The sequence below is a fragment of the Priestia sp. P5 genome, from assembly GCF_029522155.1.
GTDB lineage: Bacteria > Bacillota > Bacilli > Bacillales > Bacillaceae_H > Priestia > Priestia megaterium_E.
In genome coordinates this window covers 1-21985 of record NZ_JAKWFJ010000001.1, presented here as the reverse complement: position 1 = coordinate 21985, position 21985 = coordinate 1, and the positions used below count along the sequence as shown (strand labels likewise).

15 protein-coding genes, 3 tRNA genes and 1 riboswitch are annotated in these 21985 nt (G+C 38.6%); of the genes, 2 read left to right on the top strand and 16 right to left on the bottom strand.

Going from position 1 to position 21985, the window contains the following annotated elements:
* Positions 1–17: 17 nt before the first annotated feature.
* The 8 genes from MMB69_RS00090 to MMB69_RS00055 all read right to left on the bottom strand — a co-directional run bounded on the left by MMB69_RS00090 (position 18) and on the right by MMB69_RS00055 (position 11382).
* Positions 18–1061 carry a ribonucleotide-diphosphate reductase subunit beta gene (locus MMB69_RS00090; RefSeq protein ID WP_013059560.1) on the bottom strand — a complete coding sequence of 348 codons (1044 nt, stop codon included), beginning with the start codon at positions 1059–1061 and terminating at the stop codon, positions 18–20.
* A gap of 16 nt (positions 1062–1077) precedes the next feature.
* On the bottom strand, positions 1078–3321 hold the full coding sequence (locus tag MMB69_RS00085) for a ribonucleoside-diphosphate reductase subunit alpha (RefSeq protein ID WP_269871785.1): 2244 nt from the start codon (positions 3319–3321) through the stop codon (positions 1078–1080).
* A 133-nt stretch (positions 3322–3454) separates the two neighbouring features.
* Positions 3455–3640, bottom strand: a riboswitch (cobalamin riboswitch).
* A gap of 278 nt (positions 3641–3918) precedes the next feature.
* The gene (menC, locus tag MMB69_RS00080; RefSeq protein WP_221812666.1) at positions 3919–5022 is read right to left on the bottom strand and encodes an o-succinylbenzoate synthase; all 1104 of its coding nucleotides are present in this window, start codon (positions 5020–5022) and stop codon (positions 3919–3921) included.
* Between the two features lie 3 nt (positions 5023–5025).
* Positions 5026–6489, bottom strand: a complete 1464-nt coding sequence (locus tag MMB69_RS00075) for an o-succinylbenzoate--CoA ligase (RefSeq protein ID WP_277447000.1) — start codon at positions 6487–6489, stop codon at positions 5026–5028.
* 82 nt (positions 6490–6571) lie between these two features.
* Positions 6572–7390: a 1,4-dihydroxy-2-naphthoyl-CoA synthase gene (gene menB, locus MMB69_RS00070; protein ID WP_013085280.1), complete on the bottom strand. Its 819-nt coding sequence runs from the start codon at positions 7388–7390 to the stop codon at positions 6572–6574.
* Between the two features lie 16 nt (positions 7391–7406).
* Positions 7407–8216 carry a 2-succinyl-6-hydroxy-2,4-cyclohexadiene-1-carboxylate synthase gene (menH, locus tag MMB69_RS00065; RefSeq protein ID WP_221812668.1) on the bottom strand — a complete coding sequence of 270 codons (810 nt, stop codon included), beginning with the start codon at positions 8214–8216 and terminating at the stop codon, positions 7407–7409.
* Between the two features lie 3 nt (positions 8217–8219).
* Positions 8220–9974, bottom strand: a complete 1755-nt coding sequence (gene menD / locus MMB69_RS00060) for a 2-succinyl-5-enolpyruvyl-6-hydroxy-3-cyclohexene-1-carboxylic-acid synthase (RefSeq protein WP_221812669.1) — start codon at positions 9972–9974, stop codon at positions 8220–8222.
* Positions 9961–11382 carry an isochorismate synthase gene (locus MMB69_RS00055; protein WP_221812670.1) on the bottom strand — a complete coding sequence of 474 codons (1422 nt, stop codon included), beginning with the start codon at positions 11380–11382 and terminating at the stop codon, positions 9961–9963. The genes menD and MMB69_RS00055 overlap by 14 nt, the downstream gene beginning before the upstream one ends.
* A gap of 352 nt (positions 11383–11734) precedes the next feature.
* Here MMB69_RS00055 and MMB69_RS00050 point away from each other — a divergent pair, with 352 nt between their 5' ends.
* Together MMB69_RS00050 and MMB69_RS00045 are read left to right on the top strand one after the other, a co-directional pair.
* Positions 11735–12487 (top strand): TraR/DksA C4-type zinc finger protein, encoded by a 753-nt coding sequence (locus MMB69_RS00050; RefSeq protein ID WP_277446998.1) that lies wholly within the window; start codon positions 11735–11737, stop codon positions 12485–12487.
* Between the two features lie 93 nt (positions 12488–12580).
* Complete coding sequence (locus MMB69_RS00045; protein ID WP_264409270.1) at positions 12581–13378, top strand: TIGR00266 family protein; 798 nt, start codon at positions 12581–12583, stop codon at positions 13376–13378.
* A gap of 41 nt (positions 13379–13419) precedes the next feature.
* Here the strand turns inward: MMB69_RS00045 and MMB69_RS00040 are convergent, their stop codons facing one another.
* The 8 genes from MMB69_RS00040 to MMB69_RS00005 form a co-directional block, all read right to left on the bottom strand.
* The gene (locus MMB69_RS00040) at positions 13420–15828 is read right to left on the bottom strand and encodes a glycogen/starch/alpha-glucan phosphorylase (protein WP_264408635.1); all 2409 of its coding nucleotides are present in this window, start codon (positions 15826–15828) and stop codon (positions 13420–13422) included.
* Between the two features lie 13 nt (positions 15829–15841).
* Positions 15842–17272 carry a glycogen synthase GlgA gene (glgA, locus tag MMB69_RS00035; RefSeq protein ID WP_050688669.1) on the bottom strand — a complete coding sequence of 477 codons (1431 nt, stop codon included), beginning with the start codon at positions 17270–17272 and terminating at the stop codon, positions 15842–15844.
* The gene (locus tag MMB69_RS00030) at positions 17269–18294 is read right to left on the bottom strand and encodes a glucose-1-phosphate adenylyltransferase family protein (protein ID WP_025750736.1); all 1026 of its coding nucleotides are present in this window, start codon (positions 18292–18294) and stop codon (positions 17269–17271) included. The genes glgA and MMB69_RS00030 overlap by 4 nt, the downstream gene beginning before the upstream one ends.
* A 22-nt stretch (positions 18295–18316) precedes the next feature.
* Entirely contained in the window at positions 18317–19468 is a 1152-nt protein-coding gene (locus tag MMB69_RS00025; RefSeq protein WP_016765788.1) for a glucose-1-phosphate adenylyltransferase, read from the bottom strand.
* Complete coding sequence (gene glgB / locus MMB69_RS00020; protein WP_264408637.1) at positions 19419–21380, bottom strand: 1,4-alpha-glucan branching protein GlgB; 1962 nt, start codon at positions 21378–21380, stop codon at positions 19419–19421. Before glgB ends, MMB69_RS00025 begins: the two co-directional genes overlap by 50 nt.
* Before the next feature lie 294 nt (positions 21381–21674).
* Positions 21675–21746: transfer RNA gene (locus MMB69_RS00015), tRNA-Glu, on the bottom strand.
* Positions 21747–21766: 20 nt separating this feature from the next.
* A tRNA-Ser gene (locus tag MMB69_RS00010) sits at positions 21767–21857 on the bottom strand.
* 3 nt (positions 21858–21860) lie between these two features.
* Positions 21861–21935 (bottom strand) — tRNA-Asn (locus tag MMB69_RS00005).
* Positions 21936–21985: the final 50 nt, after the last annotated feature.

Below are 21985 nucleotides of genomic sequence, written 5' to 3'. Positions count from 1 at the left end.
TTAGTCAGCTTTTGTGTTTATAGGTCATCAAATCCATTCGCATCTGATGCTTTTGTATATTGTCGTGATTTCTGTTCAAAGAAATCCGTTTTCCCTAAATCTACCTCTTGGTAAGCAATAATCCAACGAAGGGGATTTTCAATCGGTGCTTCTGGGAAAGCAGCTCGACCGAACCCTAACTGATTACAGCGTTTATTCGCCATATATTCAATGTACTGCTGCAGTTCTTTCATCGTAATGCCGTCGAATTTTTCTCCAATAACAGATTCCGCCCATTCAATTTCAAGACGAGCTGCCTCTTGGAACGTTTCAACTACAAACGTTTCTAGCTCCTCCGTACGATAAGCTGGATTTTCATTTAGTACTTCCTTGAAAATCTTTTCGAATAACCCAACGTGAAGCTGTTCATCACGATTGATATAGTTAATCATAGTAGATGTCGCCACCATCTTTTGATTTCTCGCAAGATTATAGAAAAACGCAAATCCGCTATAGAAGAAAAGGCCTTCTAAAATAACATCATATACCATAGACTTCAAAAAGTTTTCAACCGTTGCTTCTTCGCTAAATGCTTTATATCCGTTTGTAATAAAGTCATTTCTAGCGCGAAGCTTTTCGTCTGTGCGCCAGTATTCAAATACTTCATCTTGTTTTCCTTTTGGTACAAGACTTGATAAAACATATGAATACGAATGATTATGAACCACTTCTTGCTGCGCTAAAATAATCATTAGAGCATTAATCGAAGAATCGGTTACATAATCAGCTACTTTGCTAGCATAATCTGATTGAATACTGTCCAGTAGCGCCAGCAGGCCAATAATTTTTAAAAAGCTCTCTTGTTCGTCAGCCGTTAACTGAGGGAACTGCTTAATATCTTGACCCATATTAATTTCAAACGGCGTCCAGAAGTTAGCTAGCATACGTTTGTATTTAGGGAACGCCCATGAAAATCGGACGTCATCCCAGTTTAGAATATTTGAGCTCTTGCCGTTAATGATTCCTGTCGAACGGTTCGGAGCTGTTTCGTTCATTAATTCTCGTTTTAACATGCTTGTCATCAATTATTCACTCCTTTTAACTATGACAGCTTTCACATTCTTCAATGACTTCACTTGATGTTGAACGTACGTAGTAGGTCGTTTTTAACTTTTCTTTCCATGCCGTCATATGAAGATCCAGCAGCTCTTTTGCTCGGATATCATTTTGCACATATAAGTTGAATGAAATGGATTGATCAATATGGCGCTGTCGCTTGGCGTTTTGCTTAATGCTCCAATGCTGATCAATTAAATAAACGGACTTATAATACCAGTTTGTTGCTGGCGATAAATCTGGTGCCGTCACTGGGATTTTATAGTTTTTCTTTTCCTCTGAATAAAACTTACGAAAAATCGGATCAATACTTGCAGTAGAACCCGCGATAATAGATGTTGATGAATTAGGTGCTACAGCCATTAAGTATCCATTTCTTATCCCATTACTTTGAACTTCGTTACGCAGTTCACTCCACGCTTCGCTTGTGTATTTACGTGTTTCAAAATAAGCGCCTGACTCAAAATCTGAGCCTTTAAATAATGGATATGCGCCTTTTTCTTTAGCTAAGTTCATGCTTGCCTGTACGGTTAAGTAAGCAATTTGCTCATACAATTCATCGCAGTATGCTACCGCTTCATCTGTTTCCCATGCTATTTTCTTTAAGGCAAGCAAATGGTTCCAACCAAATGTACCAAGCCCTACTGCGCGGTACTTTTGGTTTGTTAGTTTTGCTTGAAGTACGGGCAAATCATTTAACTCAATAACGTTATCAAGCATGCGTACTTGAATTGGAATTAAACGTTCAAGCACATCTTCAGTTACGGCTCTCGCTAAGTTGATAGATGAAAGATTACATACAACAAAATCGCCCGGATTCTTTGTAATAATAATTTTTCCGTCTTCCGTAATTTCCTCTGTTACGACCGTTGTGCTTTGGTTTTGCGTAATTTCTGTACATAAGTTGCTGCAGTAGATCATGCCATCGTGGCGGTTTTGATTAGCTCGGTTAACCGTATCACGATAGAACATATAAGGCGTTCCCGTTTCAAGCTGCGAAAGCATAATGCGCTTGAAGATTTCAATAGCAGGTACTGTTTCTCTTGAAAGCTGTTCATTATTTACACACTCAGCGTAACGAGTGCGGAACGAACCGCTGCCTTCTTCTTCATCGTAAAAATCTTCTAACGAATAGCCCATCAGCGTACGAACTTCGTGAGGATCGAATAAGTGCCAGTCTTCACGTGCTTCTACTTTTTCCATAAACAAATCTGGCAAACATACGCCAGTGAATAAATCATGCGTGCGCTGGCGTTCGTCACCATTGTTCAAACGCGCGTCTAAGAATGAAAAGATGTCTTTATGCCATACGTCTAAATATACGGCAATAGCTCCTTGTCGTTGACCTAGCTGATCGACACTTACAGCCGTATTATTTAGTTGTTTCATCCATGGAATTGTTCCTGATGATACGCCTTTAAAACCTTTTATATCACTTCCTCGGCTTCTAATATGACCGAGGTAGACACCAATTCCGCCTCCATTTTTACTAAGCGTGGCCAAATCTGTATTGCTATCATAAATACCGCGTAAGCTGTCATCAATCGTATCAATAAAGCAGCTAGATAGCTGTCCGTAGCTCTTTCCTGCGTTTGAAAGCGTTGGTGTGGCAACTGTCATATATAGACTAGAAAGCGCCCAGTACGCTTCTTTTACTAATGCTGTTCGATTTTCTTTCTTTTCTTGAGACATCAGCGTCATAGCAATGATAAGAAAACGTTCTTGCGGTAATTCGTATACGCGCTTATCATGTGATGTCGCTAAATAGCGATCTGCTAATGTCAACAATCCAATGTATGTAAATAAACGATCGCGTTCAGGAATAATGACTGAAGCAATTTCATTAATTTCTTCTTCTGTATATGTTTTTAATAGTTGTTTATTATAAATGCCGATTTTTGTTAGTTCTTGAATAAGCTGATAAAATGAACCGTACTTCTCTTTTTTATCATAACCTCGGTTGTCCGCTGCTTTTCGATATAGTTCGTTTAAGTATACGTCTGCCGCTACGTACGTCCAATCTGGTTCTTCCATTGAAATACGCTCTAAGGCTGCTAAAATTAGGACGTTTGCAACCTTTTCGTCCGTCATATTTTCCTTTACTGTAACAGTTTGAATAACCTTTTCCTCATACAAAGAAAAATCAAGCTGCGTAAATTCTTTTTTTAAACGTTCAATATATGCAGTTAATTCATGTAGAATTGTAGGCTTTAATGTATTCACCATAAATATGGCTCCTCTCTTCACTTCAAAATAAAAAATCGCTCACCGTACCTCGGTGAGCGAATAGAACGAAGATAGAAGAAGACACTAAGTCTTTTCTCAATCCTCGCTCTACCCTCTCACCTCCCGAAGAAGATAAAACGACATAAAAAAGGCAGGTCTCCTGACTTATGCTTCTTTTTACTTTAAGGCCTTCCCATGATGTTTACTCACAGTGGATCTCCTTATTTCATCAGCATTCACAGTTGCGGGGACAGCTTTGGATTTTCACCAAATTCCCTTTTAAGTCTTTTTATCAGACACCTTTTTCACTGGAAAACACAAAATATAGTATTTTATTATTGTTTAACAAACAACATATTGTGTTATGTTATAAACACATTATATAGGACAACTTAGAAAACTAGCAACCTATTTTCAAAAATAATTTTGTTTTTTACGATAAAATCCTTCGACTTTTTTCATCAAACTATTCCATCATAACATGTTTTGACACGCTTGATGGAACAATGTGCTCTTTTTAAAAAATTTGTCCTATTTTTCTACTAAACATTGACAACCTCAATAAAAAAACCGTTTTTCATAAAAAACGGTTTTTAATTATTTGTATTCTTTTTCAAATGCTGTGATTGTTTTGATAAAATTTTTATCAATATCGTATCCTATCCCCGGTTTTTCCTTCACCTTTATTACTCCGGCTTCCACCTCTACTTCGGGCTTAATAATATCTTTTTCCCAATAGCGAGACGACGCAGAAATGTCACCTGGTATCGTGAAAGAAGGCAGTGTGGCAAGGGCAATGTTATGAGCTCGTGAAATCCCGGCTTCTAACATTCCTCCAACCCAAAGTCTTACACCATGCTGGGCGCATAAATCATGAATTTGCTTTGCTACGGACATTCCGCCAACTCGACCGATTTTCACATTGATAATCTTACAGCTTCTTTGTTCAATTGCATGACGTGCATCTTCATAGCTCACAATACTTTCATCTAAGCAAATCGGCGTCTTCATTTGCTTTTGTAACAGTCGATGATCAAGGATATCATCAGAACTTAACGGCTGTTCGATCATCATTAAATTCAATTCATCTAGTTTCTTCAACGAATTACTATCGCTTAACGTATAGGCTGAATTGGCATCAGCCATAAGAGGAATGCTTGGAAATTCATCTCGAATTTGTTTTAGTAACCCATAGTCAGCACCCGGCTTAATTTTCACTTTAAAGCGCTTATAACCATCTTTCATGTAAGTTTTTATTTGTTCTTTCATTATGGAAATATCATTTAAGCCAACTACCACTCCAGCTTCTACAGCAGACCTTACTCCTCCAATTACTTCAGATAACGGCTTGTTTTGCCGCTTTGCATACAAATCCCATACAGCACAGTCTAAAGCTGCTTTAGCCATGTTATTTCGCTTTAGAGGTTTGAATAACTTTTGAACATCCTCTGGTTTTTGAAGCTGATGATGAAGAAGCGAGGGAATTAAAAAATCGTCTAACATATGAAAACATGTCTGAATCGTTTCTTCCGTATACCAAGGAGATGAAAAAGCAACGACTTCTCCCCACCCTGTAAATCCTTGTTCATCTTCTACTTCAAGCAAAATCAATTCTCGATCCTGCACTGTACCATAGCTTGTTGAAAAAGGAGAAAGAAGCTTCATGTCAATTTTATAAAGATGTACTTTTTTTATAATCATCGATTAGCTCCCTTTCTGTATGAACGATGATAGCTTCCGGCGTATGATTTTATTAGAAGCCGTTCGCGGCAGCTCCTCTACTCGAACGAAATACTTTGGAAGTTTGTACTTTGCTAAAAATTGTTGAATGTGTAAAGATAATTCTTCATCTGAAACGTCTTCGTTTACAACAATACATGCAGCTGGCACTTGTCCCCATTTTTCATCAGCTACTCCCGTTACACCGGCCTCTTTAACAGCGAGATGCTTCAACAAAACATTTTCAATTTCAGCTGGATATACATTTTCTCCACCTGAAATAATAAGGTCTGAACGTCTGTCTAACACATATAGAAAGCCTTCTTCATCCACTTTCCCGATATCTCCTGTATAGAACCAGCCTTGTTGAAGGGCTTTTTTAGTAGCTTCAGGTTTATTTAAATATCCTTTTGTAACATTTGGACCTTTAACAATGATTTCTCCTGCTTCACGTGTTTCATTTCCATTCTCATCTACAATTTTCATCTCACACGGAAATAATGGTTTACCTGCTGATCCCAGTTTTCGCAAACTATCTTCAGGTGAAAGCGTAACGAACTGTGAAGATGTTTCTGTCATTCCATACGTTTGATAAACAGGAATTTCTTTATTCACACAAGCCTCTAAAATAGTAAGCGGTGCGGGTCCTCCTCCTAAAAGCATGCAGCGAAACGTATGCGGATATTTCCGTTCCCCTAACTCATCGAGCATATTGGATAGCATGGAAGTGACAACCGAAATAATTGTTACCCCTTTGTTTTCAATCGCTTCATTTACTGCTCCTGCTTCAAATCGTTCTTCTAAAATGATTTTCATTCCGTAAAAAACGCTCCGCATTAAAATAGATAAGCCGCTAATATGAAACAAAGGAACCGCTATAAGCCAGCAGTCTTTTTCATTTAATCCTAAATTAAGTGCTGAGCCAACGGAACTCCACCAGTGATTTCCATACGTCTGCAGCACTCCTTTTGGATGACCCGTTGTTCCAGACGTATACATAATGGTGAATGTCTCCTCGAGATTCCACGTTTTTTGAAAATCCGTTTCTGCTTCTGGAGAACTTTTTAAAGCAGGTAAAGGAAGCTGAGTAATGGAACTTTGGAATTCTCTCATTAAAAATGTTTCATCCGTAATAAGCAACGACACGTTTGCATCTGTTAGCTGATAATTAATTTCTTCGTTTGTCAAACGCGTGTTGACGAGCAGCAACCTTGCGCCAATATAAGAAACCGCATGTAAAATCTCAATAAACTCCACGCTATTTTTCATGTATAAAGCAATGGTATCGCCTTGCTTTACACCGTTAAACGAAAGCTGCTGCGCTACTTTTTGAACACGTTTATGAAGCTCTTGAAACGTAAGAGACGTTTGCGGTGTTTCTACCGCCACTCGATTTGGCGTCAAATATGCTCTTTGCATAAGCCCATTAGGAATCGTTTGGCTACTCATGAATTTCTCTCCTTTTTATACTGATTAACTAAATTAAATTGAAAAAACAGCCTGATGATAATCACCAAGCTGTTTCAGCTGTTTAAGGGAAACGTGGGAACTGTTGGAAGTCTGGATTGCGTTTTTCCTTAAATGCATCGCGACCTTCTTTTGCCTCATCGGTTGTGTAATAAAGAAGCGTTGCGTCACCCGCAAATTGCTGGATACCAGCTAAGCCATCCGTATCAGCATTAAATGCTGCTTTTAAGAAACGAAGAGCGGTTGGACTTTTTTCTAACATCTCTTCACACCATTGAATTGTTTCAGCTTCAAGCTGTTCTAATGGAACGACCGTGTTTACTAATCCCATGTCTAGTGCTTCTTGAGCGTTGTACTGACGGCATAAGAACCAGATCTCACGCGCTTTCTTATGACCTACGATGCGAGCTAAGTAACCAGAGCCATATCCTGCATCGAAGCTTCCAACTTTAGGACCTGTTTGTCCAAAGACTGCGTTATCCGCTGCAATTGTTAAGTCACATACAACGTGAAGAACATGGCCACCACCAATTGCATAGCCTGATACCATGGCAACAACCGGCTTTGGAATTACGCGAATTAAACGCTGTAAATCTAGAACGTTTAGACGTGGAATTTCATCTTCTCCTACATAGCCGCCGTGGCCGCGAACTCTTTGGTCTCCGCCTGAGCAAAATGCTTTATCCCCAGCACCTGCTAATACAATTACTCCAACGCTTGCATCGTCACGAGCATAAGCAAATGCATCGATCAATTCCATTACTGTTTTTGGACGGAATGCATTGTGCACTTCCGGACGGTTAATCGTAATTTTAGCGATTCCGTTATATGTTTCGTATAAAATGTCTTCATACTGACGTACTGATGTCCATTCAACTGTCATCTTTATTTCCTCCTAATTATGTAGTAGCTAAGAACTCACTTACTATTCTACCAAAAATCTCGGGTTGTTCCACGTGAATTGCATGGCCTGTCCCTAAAATAATTTTAGAAGTAGCATTTGGTATTAATGTTTGCATTTCTTTGGAAATTAAACAAAACTTTTGATCTACTTCTCCTGTAATAAGCAAAACCGGCATCAACAGATCGTCCAGCTTCTCCCAAAGGGACGGCTGGACTCCTGTTCCCATTCCTTTCAAACTGTTGGAAAGGCCGATCTCTGTATGCGAAAGTCTTTCTTTACGCACCGCTTCTTGAACATGACGAGGCAATTGCTTTTGAGAACGAAAAAGAGGGATTTCCTCCCAATAGTTCACAAATTCTTCAATCCCATTTTCCATAATGCGGCTCGCCAGCTGTTCATCTTTTTCTTTTCTTAGCTTTTGTTCTTCTCGCGTTTTTAAACCAGGCGATGCGCTTTCTAATACCAACTTTTTCACAAGGTGTGGATATCGCTGAGCAAATGAAAGAGCAAGTCTTCCTCCCATCGAATATCCGATTACATTCACCTGTGATAGAGATAGCTGTTGAAGCAGCTCATGCAGTGATTCAACAACTGCTTCCATTGAATATGGTTTGATTTCTTTCGGAGCTGCTGATTGGCCATGACCAATAATATCAACAGCAATCACCTGATAGTCTTTAGCGAATTTCTTCATAAAGGTACGCCATGTTTGAGAAGAACCGGTAAAACCGTGAAGCAGAAGCAACGGCTCTCCTTTCCCCTCGGTGTGCACATAGTAAGATAAACCATTTAATTGATAAATCATTGCTTATTCCTCACCGTTTGACAAATTTATTTCCTCGGAAACAAGTTTCCACAAACTGCGATGAGTCTCTACATTTTCTGTACGAGTTGTACGAATCTCTACAACATGCAACCCGCCTTTTGCGAAAGCATGATTCATTGCATGTCGAAATTCTTCCCAGCTGCTTGCTGAAGAAAATGTGCCATCATACAGACGAGTGGCATGCTCAAAGTTTAATCCAGTTGGCGTACCGAATAAAAATTCAAAGTGCTTTTCTTGTTTTGATTGAGGTAAAAATGAAAAAATTCCTCCGCCGTCATTGTTAACTAGCACAACGGTTAAATTTAAATTATGCATTTTAGCTGCCAGAAGACCATTTAAATCGTGATAAAACGATAGGTCACCAATAAATAAAACGGTGTGATCGTAAGCCGTGCTTACGCCTAGAGCAGACGAAACTACACCATCAATTCCATTTGCGCCCCGATTTACAAAGAGTGGAATATCTTTTTCCGTATTTAAGAAGAAAGAATCAATATCTCGAACAGGCATTGAATTTCCAGCAAACAAAGCCGTGCCTTCAGGTACTACATCAACAATTTCTTGAACTACTTGTCCTTCGAACCATTCCTGGCCAGAAGTTAATGTTCTCAGAGCCTGTGCAGTTTGAGCATTAATCTTTTTCCACAGACTCAGCCATGAAGTAGATTCCTCTTGATTCGCTGAAAGACGCTTGATCAGTTCTTCACAAAATAATGTCTCATCGGCTTCAATCATCACTGTCGAACGCAAAGTAGGGTCTCTCCAGCCTTTACCTTGGTCAACTACAAACATTTCTGTCGGCTCGTGTGCTTTCAAAAATTGCAATAGCGGTTTCGATACCGGCATCGCCCCAAAACGAATGACAACTTCCGGGTGAAAACGCTCATCAACCTTATCACTTTTTAAAAATGTATCATATGTCTCTATTACATTTTCTTTTGAATGCTTGCCGCTTCTTAATTGTGATAACGGATCTGCGAGCACCGGAAAGCTTAAAGATTCAGCTAAATGGCATATGCTGTCTACTGCTTTTAAAGACATTTGATCTCCGCATATAATAAGTCCTTTTGTTGTTCCCTCTAAGCGCTTCGCAATTTCTTCGAAACCTTTTTCAGATAGAGATGCTTCTCCATGAATAGCAGCTACATATGATTTACCGCGTTTCCCTTGACTCCATAAATCTTCAATAGACAAATCTGGTACAATCGGTTCACGTAAAGGTACGTTAATGTGTACAGGACCGCTCGGTATAGCTTGAGCTGTATGAACAGCCCTTGAAGCGACTGTTCGAATATAACGATTCATATCTGCACTTTCTTCTGGTAAAGCTGTATCTACAAACCACTTCGCATATTGACCGAAAAGGTGATTCTGATTAATGGCCTGCGGGGCACCTATATCCCTTAACTCATGCGGCCGATCCGCTGTGATAACTACTAAAGGAATGCGTGAGTAGTGAGCTTCAATTACTGCAGGATAATAATTCGCTGCAGCTGTTCCAGATGTACATACAAGCGCCACTGGTTTTTTCTTTGCTTTTGCTATTCCTAGAGCAAAAAAGCCGGCGGAACGTTCATCGATATTTAAGTGCACATGAATATCAGGGTGCTCAGCCATAAGCATCGCAATAGGCGTTGAACGTGACCCTGGACTGACCACTACTTCTTCAACATTTGCTTCTACTAATTCATCCACGAATGACGCAATATACGTTGTTAATGATTTAATGTGTTCCACGCATAATCCCTCCTAAAGCTGAAAGCATCGGGTTGAATTTAATTCTTGTTTCTTCATATTCACTTTCAGGCGTAGAATCTGCTACAATTCCACAGCCCGCAAATAAAACGGCTTCTTTCTGCTGAATAACAGCGGAGCGGATTCCTACTATAAACTCACCGTTTCCGTTGATATCCATCCATCCTAAAGGAGCTGCATACCACCCTCGGTCAAAGGATTCTAGCTTTCGAATAATAGGCAAGGCCTCCTGTTGAGGATATCCTCCTAGCGCTGGTGTTGGATGGAGCTTTTGAATAAATGAAAATAGCGTCACATCTTCCTTTATACGTCCTTTAACAGGTGTATACAAATGTTGAATATGCTTTGTTTTATATAAACTTGGCTTACTTGGAATTTCTACTTCATAACAATAAGAATTCATCGCTTCTTTAATCATATGAACAACAACATCGTGTTCAATTAAGTTCTTAGGATCTTGAAGCAATTCCTCACCTAGTTCGTGATCTTCCTGCCTTGTCTTTCCTCTTGGAATCGAACCTGCTAAACAAGTGGAAAACACATAATCTCCTTGTTTTTGCACTAGCCTTTCTGGGGAAGCGCCGATAAAATGCTGATGCTCTCCCTCTAAAATATATGTGTAGCTAGTTGGCTGCTCCTTTAACAGACGCTGAAGCACGTATTCAGTAGAAATATCTTCATTAAATTTTACTTTTAATTGACGAGCAAGAACCACTTTCTCTATAGCCTGTTGCTTAATTAAAGTAGTAGCTCTTTCAATGTTTCCTTTAAATTTCTCTACCCCAATTTCCTCTTTTTCCAACAGCAAAGGTGAAATATGAGATTCCCCGTCGTACTCTTCACAAAGAACAAGTTTTTGGACCTCTTCGAAATAATTGATGTGCTCTTTTACAGAATCTTGTCCTTTAACCATCATATTAACTGTGAGATATCCTTCTTTATCTACCTGAGTATATAACACAGTGGGAATCATAAATTTTGAACTCGGGAAATCACTCCAATAGTTTTCTCGATACTGATTTGGGTCAAATGAAAATCCTCCAAATAAAAGAGGACCTGTCCCATCCGGGAAAATTTGGTTGTTTTTATAAAGGTCTTCTTTTATAAAGCGCTTCCATTCATTTTCAATGTGGAAATAACGTTCTTTTGCCGCATTGGTGCAAATAGTATGCGCATATCCTAATCCAACAAATGTATAATAACTGTTGGGATCTTTCCAAAAAAAGCGTTCTTTATAAAACTGGTCATGTCCGTTCGCATAAAAAATAAGGGGGTCAATAGGTCTTACTTTTTTCACTAAACTGACCAATTTTGGCTGATTTTCATTTTTTGCACACTCAATCGCATCTTTAATGTATTCTTGTACTAACTGTTCGGTCGTTGCAATCACACTACGTCCCCCCGTTCATCTTTTTTTCTTAAGTCTGTAACTAATTTATTATAAACTTTCAGTTCAAAAAAATCTAGCATCGCGATTCACGAGAAAAAATTAATTTCGCTTGTCTAAATTATGCCTTTTCAGTAAACGAATCAAAAATCTTTATGATCTATTTAGTACTCCTTAGACCTTAAGAACGTTATTTTTATCATACCCTTTTCTATAACCTTTAACTTTCTTTAATTTGCCACTCCTTTTCTCTCTTAGCTTCATGAATACCCCAAATCCTCCTAATATGAATCGTGTTTTTTTGAATTTTTAACACATACTACAAAAGCACACTAAATTTTTAAGGGGGAGCTTCATGACACTTTCAAAACAAGAAATCAGTCAGTTAAAACAAAATTTACAGCAGCAGCAGGCTGATATTCAATCGCACTTTGACCAAAATGATCATTTTGGTCTAACTCGAAGCGACGCTCACGATGCTGTAGGAGAACTTTCAAGCTACGATAACCACCCTGGTGACACAGCCACGGAAACATACGAGCGTGAAAAAGACCTTGCACTAAATGAACATGCAAAACAAGAGCTACATGAAATAGAAGAAGCACTTCAGGCAATCGCTCACAGCACGTATGGAACATGCAAAGTATGTGGAGCAGATATCTCGTTTGAAAGACTTCAGGCTGTACCAACTACTTTATACTGTAGAGAACATAGCCCATCACAGGATATTCCAAAGCACAGACCTGTAGAAGAAAATGTTCTCCATCACCCATTTGGTCAATACGACTATGACGATACCGAAACGACAGGATATGACGCAGAAGATTCTTGGCAAGACGTTGCGCGTTACGGGACGTCTGAATCTCCTTCTGATTTTATAGAAGATACGGCTAACTATAGTGAAACCTATATTGAGGCAGATGAAGCTATCGGGTACGTTGAAGATTATGAAAACTTTGCCGCTACCGATTTATATGGACAGCCTCTTCCTATTTACCCTTCAAAAGAGCATGAGCGATATGAAAATGCACTGGATGAAGAAGGTACGATGACCATATTTGGAGATTTACCGGCCTATGAGAAAGATCCATACACTGAAAAGGAGTAGTTCTTCATACTACTCTTTTTTCTATTTTTAGTAGGAGCTATAGGAGATGACATCGAATGAATAGGAGATTAGAATTATAATGAGGTGAAAATGATGAATGCACATGAAATTGATTACAAATTGTATGGAGATGACATGCAGTTTGTTGAAATTGAATTAGATCCTTCAGAAAGTGTTATAGCAGAAGCTGGAGGAATGATGATGATGGAAGATGATATTGAGATGGAAACCATTTTTGGTGACGGTTCTTCCTCCAACAGCAGCGGGCTTTTTAGTAAACTAAAAGGAGCTGGGAAACGCGTATTAACTGGTGAAAGTTTATTTATGACGGTATATACAAATAACGGCTATCACAAACGAAAAGTATCTTTCGCTTCACCTTTTCCAGGCAAGATTATTCCTGTCGATTTAGAGCAGCTCGATCATAAAATCATTTGTCAAAAGAGCTCCTTTTTATGCGCTGCCAAAGGCGTATCCGTTGGCATTGATTTTCAAAAAAAACTAGGAACGGGCTTCTTTGGCGGTGAAGGTTTTATTATGCAAAAATTAGAAGGTAATGGCTTGGCATTTTTGCATGCAGGCGGGACCATTCATAAAAGACAGCTGCAGCCGGGTGAACGCCTTCGCGTGGATACTGGATGTTTAGTGGCCATGACCCGTGATGTAAACTACAACATCGAATATGTAGGGAAAATTAAAACAGCTCTGTTTGGAGGAGAAGGCATGTTTTTTGCTACTCTGTCAGGACCAGGAACAGTTTGGATTCAATCTCTTCCTTTTAGCCGACTAGCTGATCGCGTTTTATCAAGTGCAGTTTCGCCAACGGGAGGTAAAGGTGAAGGCAGTATCCTTGGTTCTTTAGGTGATTTCTTAAACGGTGACAACAGATAAAATAAAAAAGGTGTAGTCTTTGACTACACCTTTTTTATTTATTAATTTAATAAATTTTTAGTGGAGTGAATTCCCCAAATATCAGATGCATACTCCTCAATCGTTCGATCACTAGAAAAAAAGCCGGAATGTGCAATGTTCGTCGCACTCATTTGAAGCCATTTATTTTCATTTCTATAAGCCTCGTTTACTTTTTGCTGTGCCGTAACGTATGAGTCAAAGTCACGGAGTACATAGTATTCATCATTTTGCATTAATAATGAATCATATATAGGCTCGAACAAGTCATATGTGTCTGGTAGGAAGCCGTTTGTAAGCTGCTCGAGCACTTGTCGAATCCGCTTATCATGATGGTAATAATCATAGGCACGGTATCCCCCATTTTGCTGATAGCTCAACACTTCTTCGGCTTTTAATCCAAAAATAAAGGCATTATCTTTTCCTACTGCCTCGCTAATTTCGACGTTCGCTCCGTCCAGCGTGCCAAGAGTTAACGCTCCGTTCATCATGAATTTCATATTTCCCGTTCCCGAAGCTTCTTTGCTGGCGGTTGAAATCTGTTCACTGACATCCGTTGCAGGAAAGATATACTCTGCAAGTGACACCCGATAGTTTTCTAAAAAAACGACTTTTAAAAACGGTGATGTTTGTGGATCATGATTGACAACATCAGCTACAGAATTAATTAGCTTGATGACTTTTTTTGCATAATAATAACCCGGAGAAGCTTTCGCACCAAAAATAAATGTACGAGGAACGATTTGAAAATTAGGGTCTTCTTTTAATCGATTGTACAAATACATAATGTGCAGCACATTTAAAAGCTGTCTTTTATAAGCATGAAGCCTTTTAACCTGTACATCAAAAATAGAATGTGAATCGATTTTAATTCCCGTTTGCTCTTGAATCATATCCGCAAGCAGCTTTTTACGCTGTTGTTTTACTGTTTTTAGTCCTTGTAAAAAGCTTGGATCTTCCACATACTCTTGGAGCTTTATAAGAGAATGCGGCTGTTTAATCCATTTATCTCCTATCACCTCGGTAATAAGGGAGGAAAGCTGCGGGTTAGCTTTTAACAACCAGCGCCGGTGGGTAATTCCGTTCGTTTTATTGTTAAATTTAGCAGGATAAAACTGATAAAAATCTTTCATTTCTCGTTCTTTTAAAATATCAGTATGAATCTTTGCCACGCCGTTTACTTTATAACTTCCCACAATTGCCAAATGAGCCATCTTTACTAACCCGTGCGCTAAAATAGCCATATTTTCAATCCGCTGCCAGTCTCCTGGATATACTTCCCATAATTCTTTACAAAAGCGTTCATTAATTTCTTCAATAATCATATACACGCGTGGAAGCAAGGGTTGAAATAAGTCAATCGGCCATTTCTCAAGGGCTTCAGAAAGAGTCGTATGATTTGTGTATGATATGGTATTGGACGTAATATGCCATGCATCTTCCCATTCCATTTTTTCTTCATCCAGTAAAATTCTCATTAGCTCAGGAATCGCAAGTACAGGATGCGTATCGTTAATATGAATGGCTACTTTTTCGTGAAAGTTTGTAAGTGTTTGATAGGTATTTCGATGTGCTCTGATAATACTTTGTAAGCTAGCTGACACAAGAAAATATTGCTGTTTCAATCTTAATATTTTACCATCTTCATGTGTATCATCCGGATATAAAAATTCTGATACAGCCTCTGTTTGACGCTTATACTCCATCACATCTTTATGTACTGGAAATGATGAAGGCTCCGCATTCCAAAGGCGAAGTGTATTCACTGTATCTGTTTTATATCCGATAACCGGGATGTCATAAGGAACAGCAGAGACCGGTTCTCCTTTTACATGACGAAAAGAAAATTTTCCGTCTTCCTGTACCATTTCAACTTCGCCCCAAAAATTCACTTCGATAGCTTGATCTAATTTGCGTACCTCCCATGAATTCCCATGCCTTAACCACTGTTCTGGGAGCTCAATTTGAAAGCCGTTTACAATCTTTTGGTCAAACAAACCGTGTTTATAGCGAATCCCATAACCATGGCCAGGAAGATTAAGTGAAGCAAGAGAATCTAAAAAACAAGCAGCCAGCCTGCCTAATCCGCCGTTTCCTAATCCGGCGTCTACTTCTATTTCCTCAATATTTTCAAGTGAAATATTCAGCTCACTTAATCCTTCTTTTACAACTTCCCGAATTCCTAAGTTCAACAGATTTTGACCTAATAGTCTGCCTAATAAAAATTCGATAGAAAGATAATACACTTGCTTTGTATGTGAAGACCTATGAATTTCATTGGTTGAAATCCAATCGCTGCTAATATACTCTCGCACCATATTTCCTAATGTATGATAGTGATCTTGAACAGTAGATTCTTTAAAGCTCTTTCCATATGTCATTTCCAGCTTTTTTAAAAAAGCCTCTTGAAAGCTTTTTTTATCAGAGAACAATCTGCTCACCCTTTCACGATGGAGTAGATGTCAAATTTGAATACAATTGATTATATTTAAATGCCGATTGCCCCCAGCTATAATCCTGACTCATAGCATCCATCATTAATTTTTTCCATACATCTTTCTGGTGATAAAATGAAACAGCTCTTTCTAACGTATGAAGCATGTCATGAGCATTATAATTTTTAAAAGAGAAGCCATTTCCCTCTCCGCTATATTCATTATAAGCTTTGACCGTATCATTCAGGCCGCCCGTTTCACGAACGACTGGAATGGTTCCATATTTTAAGGCTATTAATTGTCCGAGTCCGCAAGGCTCAAAACGGGAAGGCATTAAAAATAAATCCGTACCGGCATAAACTTTATGAGCAAGTTCCTCATTAAAACCAATAATGGCTTTTACTTGTTGCGGGTACGTATCTTCCATCTCACGGAAAAACTGCTCAAACTCGTGTTCTCCAGTTCCTAAAATAACAATTTGGGCCCCTAAGTTAACCGTCTCATGGAAAACGTGCTTAACTAAATCCAATCCCTTCTGCTGAGTTAACCTTGTAACCATCGAAATAATTGGAACATCCTTATTTTCTTCTAATTCAAGATAGCGCTGGAGCTCTTTTTTATTTTTATATTTTCCTTCAATCTCTTCTACCGAATAAGGATAAGATATAAGCTGATCTGCGTCTGGGCTATAAGCTTCTTCATCGATTCCATTTACAATCCCAATCAAATCTTGATTTCGCTGACGCAATAATCCATCTAAACTTTCTCCGTAATATGGCATTTGAATTTCATCTCGATATGTAGGACTTACCGTGGTAATTTTATCAGCTGATACAAGCGCAGCTTTCATAAAATTAATATTCCCATAAAACTCGAGCTGGCTTGTAGTAAAATAATATTCATTTAAATTTAATAACTCATATAAATTGCTCTTAGGGAAAATTCCTTGGAATTGCAAGTTATGAATCGTAAAGACCGTTTGAATATGATCATACATATCATAATTAGCACGAAGTAAAAATGGAATCATAGCCGTATGCCAGTCGTGACAATGAATAATATCAGGCTCATTCTCTAAAAATGGGATAGCTTCAAGCACGGCTCTGCTGAAAAAAGCAAATCGTTCAGCGTCATCGTAGTGCCCATATAAGCTATCTCTTTTAAAATAATATTCATTATCAATGAAAATATATTTAACGCCATCCATCGTTAGCGATTCAATTCCGCAGTACTGTCTTCTCCACCCAACCTGCACATGAATAACTTTTTCAAGCACCATTTCATCTTGATAATGTTGAGGAATCGTTCCGTACTTTGGCATGACTACACATACGTTCGTTCCTAACTTTTTTAATTCTTTAGGCAGGGCACCAGCTACGTCTGCTAATCCTCCTGTTTTAATAAAAGGTACACATTCTGATACAGCAAATAATACATTCACGACTTCATCAACGCTCCTTGAGTTGTTCCTTTAGCAATGACTCTAGGCAGACCTGACTCACCTAGCAACGTTTCATTACTTCCTATTTTCACATCTTTGTCTAAAACAACATTTTCTAATACACTATTTTCTAAAATAACGCCTTTTTGCATCACAATGCTATTCTTAACGACCGTACCTTTTCCAATTTTAACGCCTCGGAAGATAATACTGTTTTCCACATGCCCTTCAATCACGCACCCGTTTGCGATCATTGAGTTTTTCACAACCGCTTTTTTTGCGTAACGAGTAGGCGGTTCATCTTTTACTTTAGTGAAAACAGGACGTTCGTTAATAAATAGCTGCTTCCAAACATCTGGAGATAAAATTTCCATACTTGTTTTATAGTAGGCATCTAAGCTAGAAATCTCAGCCGTATATCCATGGTGCTCATACTTTTCTACACGATGAGATTGTGCCATATATCGAACCATTTCTTTAATCGTATAAAAATCATGCGATTCATTTTGCAAAATATTAACTAGAATCGATTTATTAATAATATACATATTAAGCGATTTATCACCCTGCTTCATTTCAGTAATATCTGCATTTGAAGCAATATGACGTTGTAGCACGTGCTCAAAGTCAACTGTACATATCGTATAACTATTAGCAATTAATACGTATTCCTGCTTACTTCTTAAGAAATAATCAATATGGTAACGGAACTGCGTGAATAGTGATGGACTTTCTAAGTGTAAATCACTTGTCATAGGAGGGAAGATAAACAATCCATCTCGCTTCCGATCCAAATCCCATTCTTTTCCTGAACCTATATGATCCATCAATGCGCGGTAGCGGTCACGAGGAAAAATGGCAACGCTCGAAATTCCAGAGTTCACCATGTTAGAAAGCGTAAAATCGATTAATCGATAGCGCCCTGCAAAAGGAATGGCAGCAATCGATCTATAAAAAGTTAAAGGCTGCAGCGCTGTTGTGTTTGTACAAGCATCAATAATACCAAGCATTTGATTATTCAATGTCGTTCATCCTCTCTGTTCGTTAAATGCATTTAGCAACTGATTCAATCAATTCTTGAGTAACAAGAATTACTTCTTCGCTTCCTTTGGTCGGTCGAATAATAGTACCGTCTGGAACTTCAATATCCGATGGAACAATTGCGTTTTCAATATATACGTTAGAACCTATCTTTGCAGTAGGCATGACAACCGTTTTCTTAACCTCAGAACCTGAGCCGATTTGTACACCTGGAAATAACACGGACTGCTCTACGTTTCCTTCGACAACGCACCCTTCATTTACTAATGACTCCACCACGCAGGCGTTTGGCGCGATATATTGAGGAGGCTGATTAGGGTTAACAGAGTATACTTTCCATGAAGAGTCAAATAAATTAAGCTCGTCTTTATCACATAACAAATCCATATTCGCTTCCCACAAGCTTTTTACAGTTCCTACATCTTTCCAATAACCTTGGAATGGGTATGCAATTAGCTTTTTCTTTTCATCTAGTAAAAGCGGAATAACATCTTTACCAAAATCATGGCTTGAATACGGATTGCGTGCATCCATTTCTAAATATTCTTTTAAAATACTCCATTTAAAAATATAAATTCCCATGGAAGCTAGATTATTTTTAGGACGCTGTGGTTTTTCATCGAACTCCATTACGTCTAGGTCACTATTTGTATTTAAAATACCAAAACGGCTCGCTTCTTCCCAAGGTACTTCAATAACAGAAATCGTTACGTCTGCTTCTTTGTTTATATGATAATCAAGCATATTTTCATAGTTCATTTTATAAATGTGATCACCTGATAGAATCAGTACGTACTCAGGATCATATTGTGTCAAATAGTTCAAATTTTCATAAATAGCACTAGCCGTGCCTTTATACCACTTTACTCCATCTGACTCTGCGTATGGAGGCAATACCGTGACGCCACCATTCCGTCGGTCCAAATCCCAAGCGCTTCCAATTCCAATGTATGAATTGAGAACTAGCGGTTGATATTGGGTTAATACACCTACTGTTTCAATACCTGAATTTGTACAATTACTTAAAGCAAAATCAATAATTCGATACTTACCACCAAATGGTACAGCTGGCTTTGCTAGATTTTTTGTAAGCGAACTGAGCCGACTACCTTTTCCTCCTGCCAATAACATCGCTACGCATTTCTTTTTTAACATGTTGTTTTCTCTCCCCTCGTTTTCTCTTTGCTCGTAGTATACTAATGCCAAACGGCGGAATATTCATTTCAATGCAAAAAGGTTGGCCGTGAAACGATTCATCCACTGATTTTAATGCCTTTTTATTTACAATGCCTGAACCGCCGTACACTTCGTCATCACTGTTAATAACTTCAATGTACTCTGTCTCAACTGGAACTCCAACTTTATAAGAATGATATGGATGCTCAGAAAAATTGCTAACAACTATAAAAATCTCCTGATTTTCTTTCGACTTACGAATAAAAGAGAAAATTTGTTGATGATGGTTGTTAACATCAATCCATTCAAATCCATCTGGATTATGGTCTAATTCGTATAAAGGCTTGCTTCTTTTATAAATCTTGATGAGATCCTTCATATATCCGTTAAGATTGCGATGCATGTCAAAGTCATAAAGCATCCAATCCAACTCCTCTAAATCTTTCCACTCATCAAATTGGCCAAACTCTCCGCCCATAAATAAAAGCTTTTTTCCAGGGTGTGCAAAGAAATATCCATATAGCAGTCGAAGCTGTGCAAACTTGCGCCAGTAATCACCTGGCATCTTATTAAGTAATGATTTTTTCCCATGTACGACTTCATCATGGGAAAGCGGCAAAATAAAATTTTCGTTAAACGCATACATTAGTGAAAAGGTCATTTTATCGTGAAGATAGGGACGTCTTTCCACGCCAGCTTCCATGTATGTTAAAACGTCATTCATCCATCCCATATTCCATTTATAATTAAAGCCTAAACCGCCCTCATACGTAGGCGCTGTAACAAGCGGCCAGTCCGTTGAATCTTCTGCCATCATTAATACCGTTTCATCAGATTCAAAAACAGCTTCATTCAACTTTTTCAAGAAGCTGACAGCTCCATCATTCACTGCTTTTCCAGAAGAATTTTGCCAATAAAGCATATTAGCTACAGCATCTACTCGAAATCCATCTATATGGAAGTACTCCAACCAAAACAAAGCATTCGAAATCAGAAAACTTTGTACTTCAGGCTTTCCTAAATCGAAATTAGCTGTTCCCCAAACGTAGTTTTCACGATCGGGTTCTTTTTTGTATTCATAAGTAGGTTCTCCATCGAACATATACAGACCATGTTCATCCTTACAAAAATGCCCGGGTACCCAATCTAAAAGAACCCCTATATTGTTTTGATGACACTCATCTATAAAGTTCATCAACTCTTTAGGTGTACCGTATCGACTGGTAGCCGAATAGTATCCAGTTCCTTGATATCCCCAGGATCGGTCGAGCGGATGCTCAATGACTGGTAATAACTCGATATGTGTAAAACCTTGTTCAGCAATATAAGGAATAAGCTCCTGTGCTAATTCACTGTATGTATAAAGGCTGCCATCTTCATGAGTCCTCCAAGACCCTGCATGCAGCTCGTAAATACACAGCGGTCTTTCATATATATTTTGCTGTTTTTTCTTTCTACGCCAATATTGGTCGTTCCATTTGTACCCATCCACTGAGTAAACAATAGACGCAGTGTTTGGACGCACTTCACTGAAGAAAGCGTATGGATCTGCTTTTAATTTTTTTTGATTGCTTTGTGTGATGATTTCATATTTATAAATAGTCCCTTGTTCTAATTCAGGGATAAATGTCATCCAAATACCTTCTTCATTAACTTTAACCATTGAATGTTGAAAACCGTTCCATTTATTAAAATCACCTACAACGCTTACACCCTTTGCATGAGGTGCCCACACGCAAAATCGTACGCCTTCAATTCCTTCTACCGTTACCTGATGCGCACCGAAAATAGAGTAACTGCGAAATAAGTTTCCTTCGTGATACAAATGAACATCAAATTCAGTAGGCTGAACCGCTAGATTCACTTTTGCCACCCCTTTAACTTCAAACATAATATACGCACATAATATACGCTTCTTACCACTCATTCCCTTTTACAGTAAAAACATAAACCTTTTCTACAAATATAATAGAATAAATGTTCTTTTAAATTACTCTTTATCCCATACTCTTTATACTTTATTACTTTATGAATAATTCCATATGACATAGGGAAAATCCTGCTTAAAACTTACTTTTTATTCTGAAAATTCATGGTAATTATTCCTAACTATTATTTCTGTTTACTTAATCTTTAAAAAAAGCGCAAATAAAAAAGGTTTGCATATATGCAAACCTTTTTGAGATGACCCGTACGGGATTCGAACCCGTGTTACCGCCGTGAAAGGGCGGTGTCTTAACCGCTTGACCAACGGGCCATATTTAAATTTAAAACGACTGGCGGAGAAGGAGGGATTTGAACCCTCGCGCCGCTTACACGACCTACACCCTTAGCAGGGGCGCCTCTTCAGCCACTTGAGTACTTCTCCGTATGGCTCCACAGGTAGGACTCGAACCTACGACCGATCGGTTAACAGCCGATAGCTCTACCACTGAGCTACTGTGGAATATGGTGGGCCTAAGTGGACTCGAACCACCGACCTCACGCTTATCAGGC

Bases quoted from the DNA above. Each gene is read 5' to 3' on its own strand.
- MMB69_RS00075 (WP_277447000.1), bottom strand. From the start codon at position 6,489: ATGAGTAGCCAAACGATTCCTAATGGGCTTATGCAAAGAGCATATTTG.
- menH (WP_221812668.1), bottom strand. From the start codon at position 8,216: ATGATTTATCAATTAAATGGTTTATCTTACTATGTGCACACCGAGGGG.
- glgB (WP_264408637.1), bottom strand. From the start codon at position 21,380: ATGTTTGAAGTTAAAGGGGTGGCAAAAGTGAATCTAGCGGTTCAGCCT.
- MMB69_RS00050 (WP_277446998.1), top strand. From the start codon at position 11,735: ATGACACTTTCAAAACAAGAAATCAGTCAGTTAAAACAAAATTTACAG.
- MMB69_RS00085 (WP_269871785.1), bottom strand. From the start codon at position 3,321: ATGGTGAATACATTAAAGCCTACAATTCTACATGAATTAACTGCATAT.
- menC (WP_221812666.1), bottom strand. From the start codon at position 5,022: ATGATTATAAAAAAAGTACATCTTTATAAAATTGACATGAAGCTTCTT.
- menB (WP_013085280.1), bottom strand. From the start codon at position 7,390: ATGACAGTTGAATGGACATCAGTACGTCAGTATGAAGACATTTTATAC.
- MMB69_RS00045 (WP_264409270.1), top strand. From the start codon at position 12,581: ATGAATGCACATGAAATTGATTACAAATTGTATGGAGATGACATGCAG.
- MMB69_RS00090 (WP_013059560.1), bottom strand. From the start codon at position 1,061: ATGACAAGCATGTTAAAACGAGAATTAATGAACGAAACAGCTCCGAAC.
- MMB69_RS00025 (WP_016765788.1), bottom strand. From the start codon at position 19,468: ATGTTAAAAAAGAAATGCGTAGCGATGTTATTGGCAGGAGGAAAAGGT.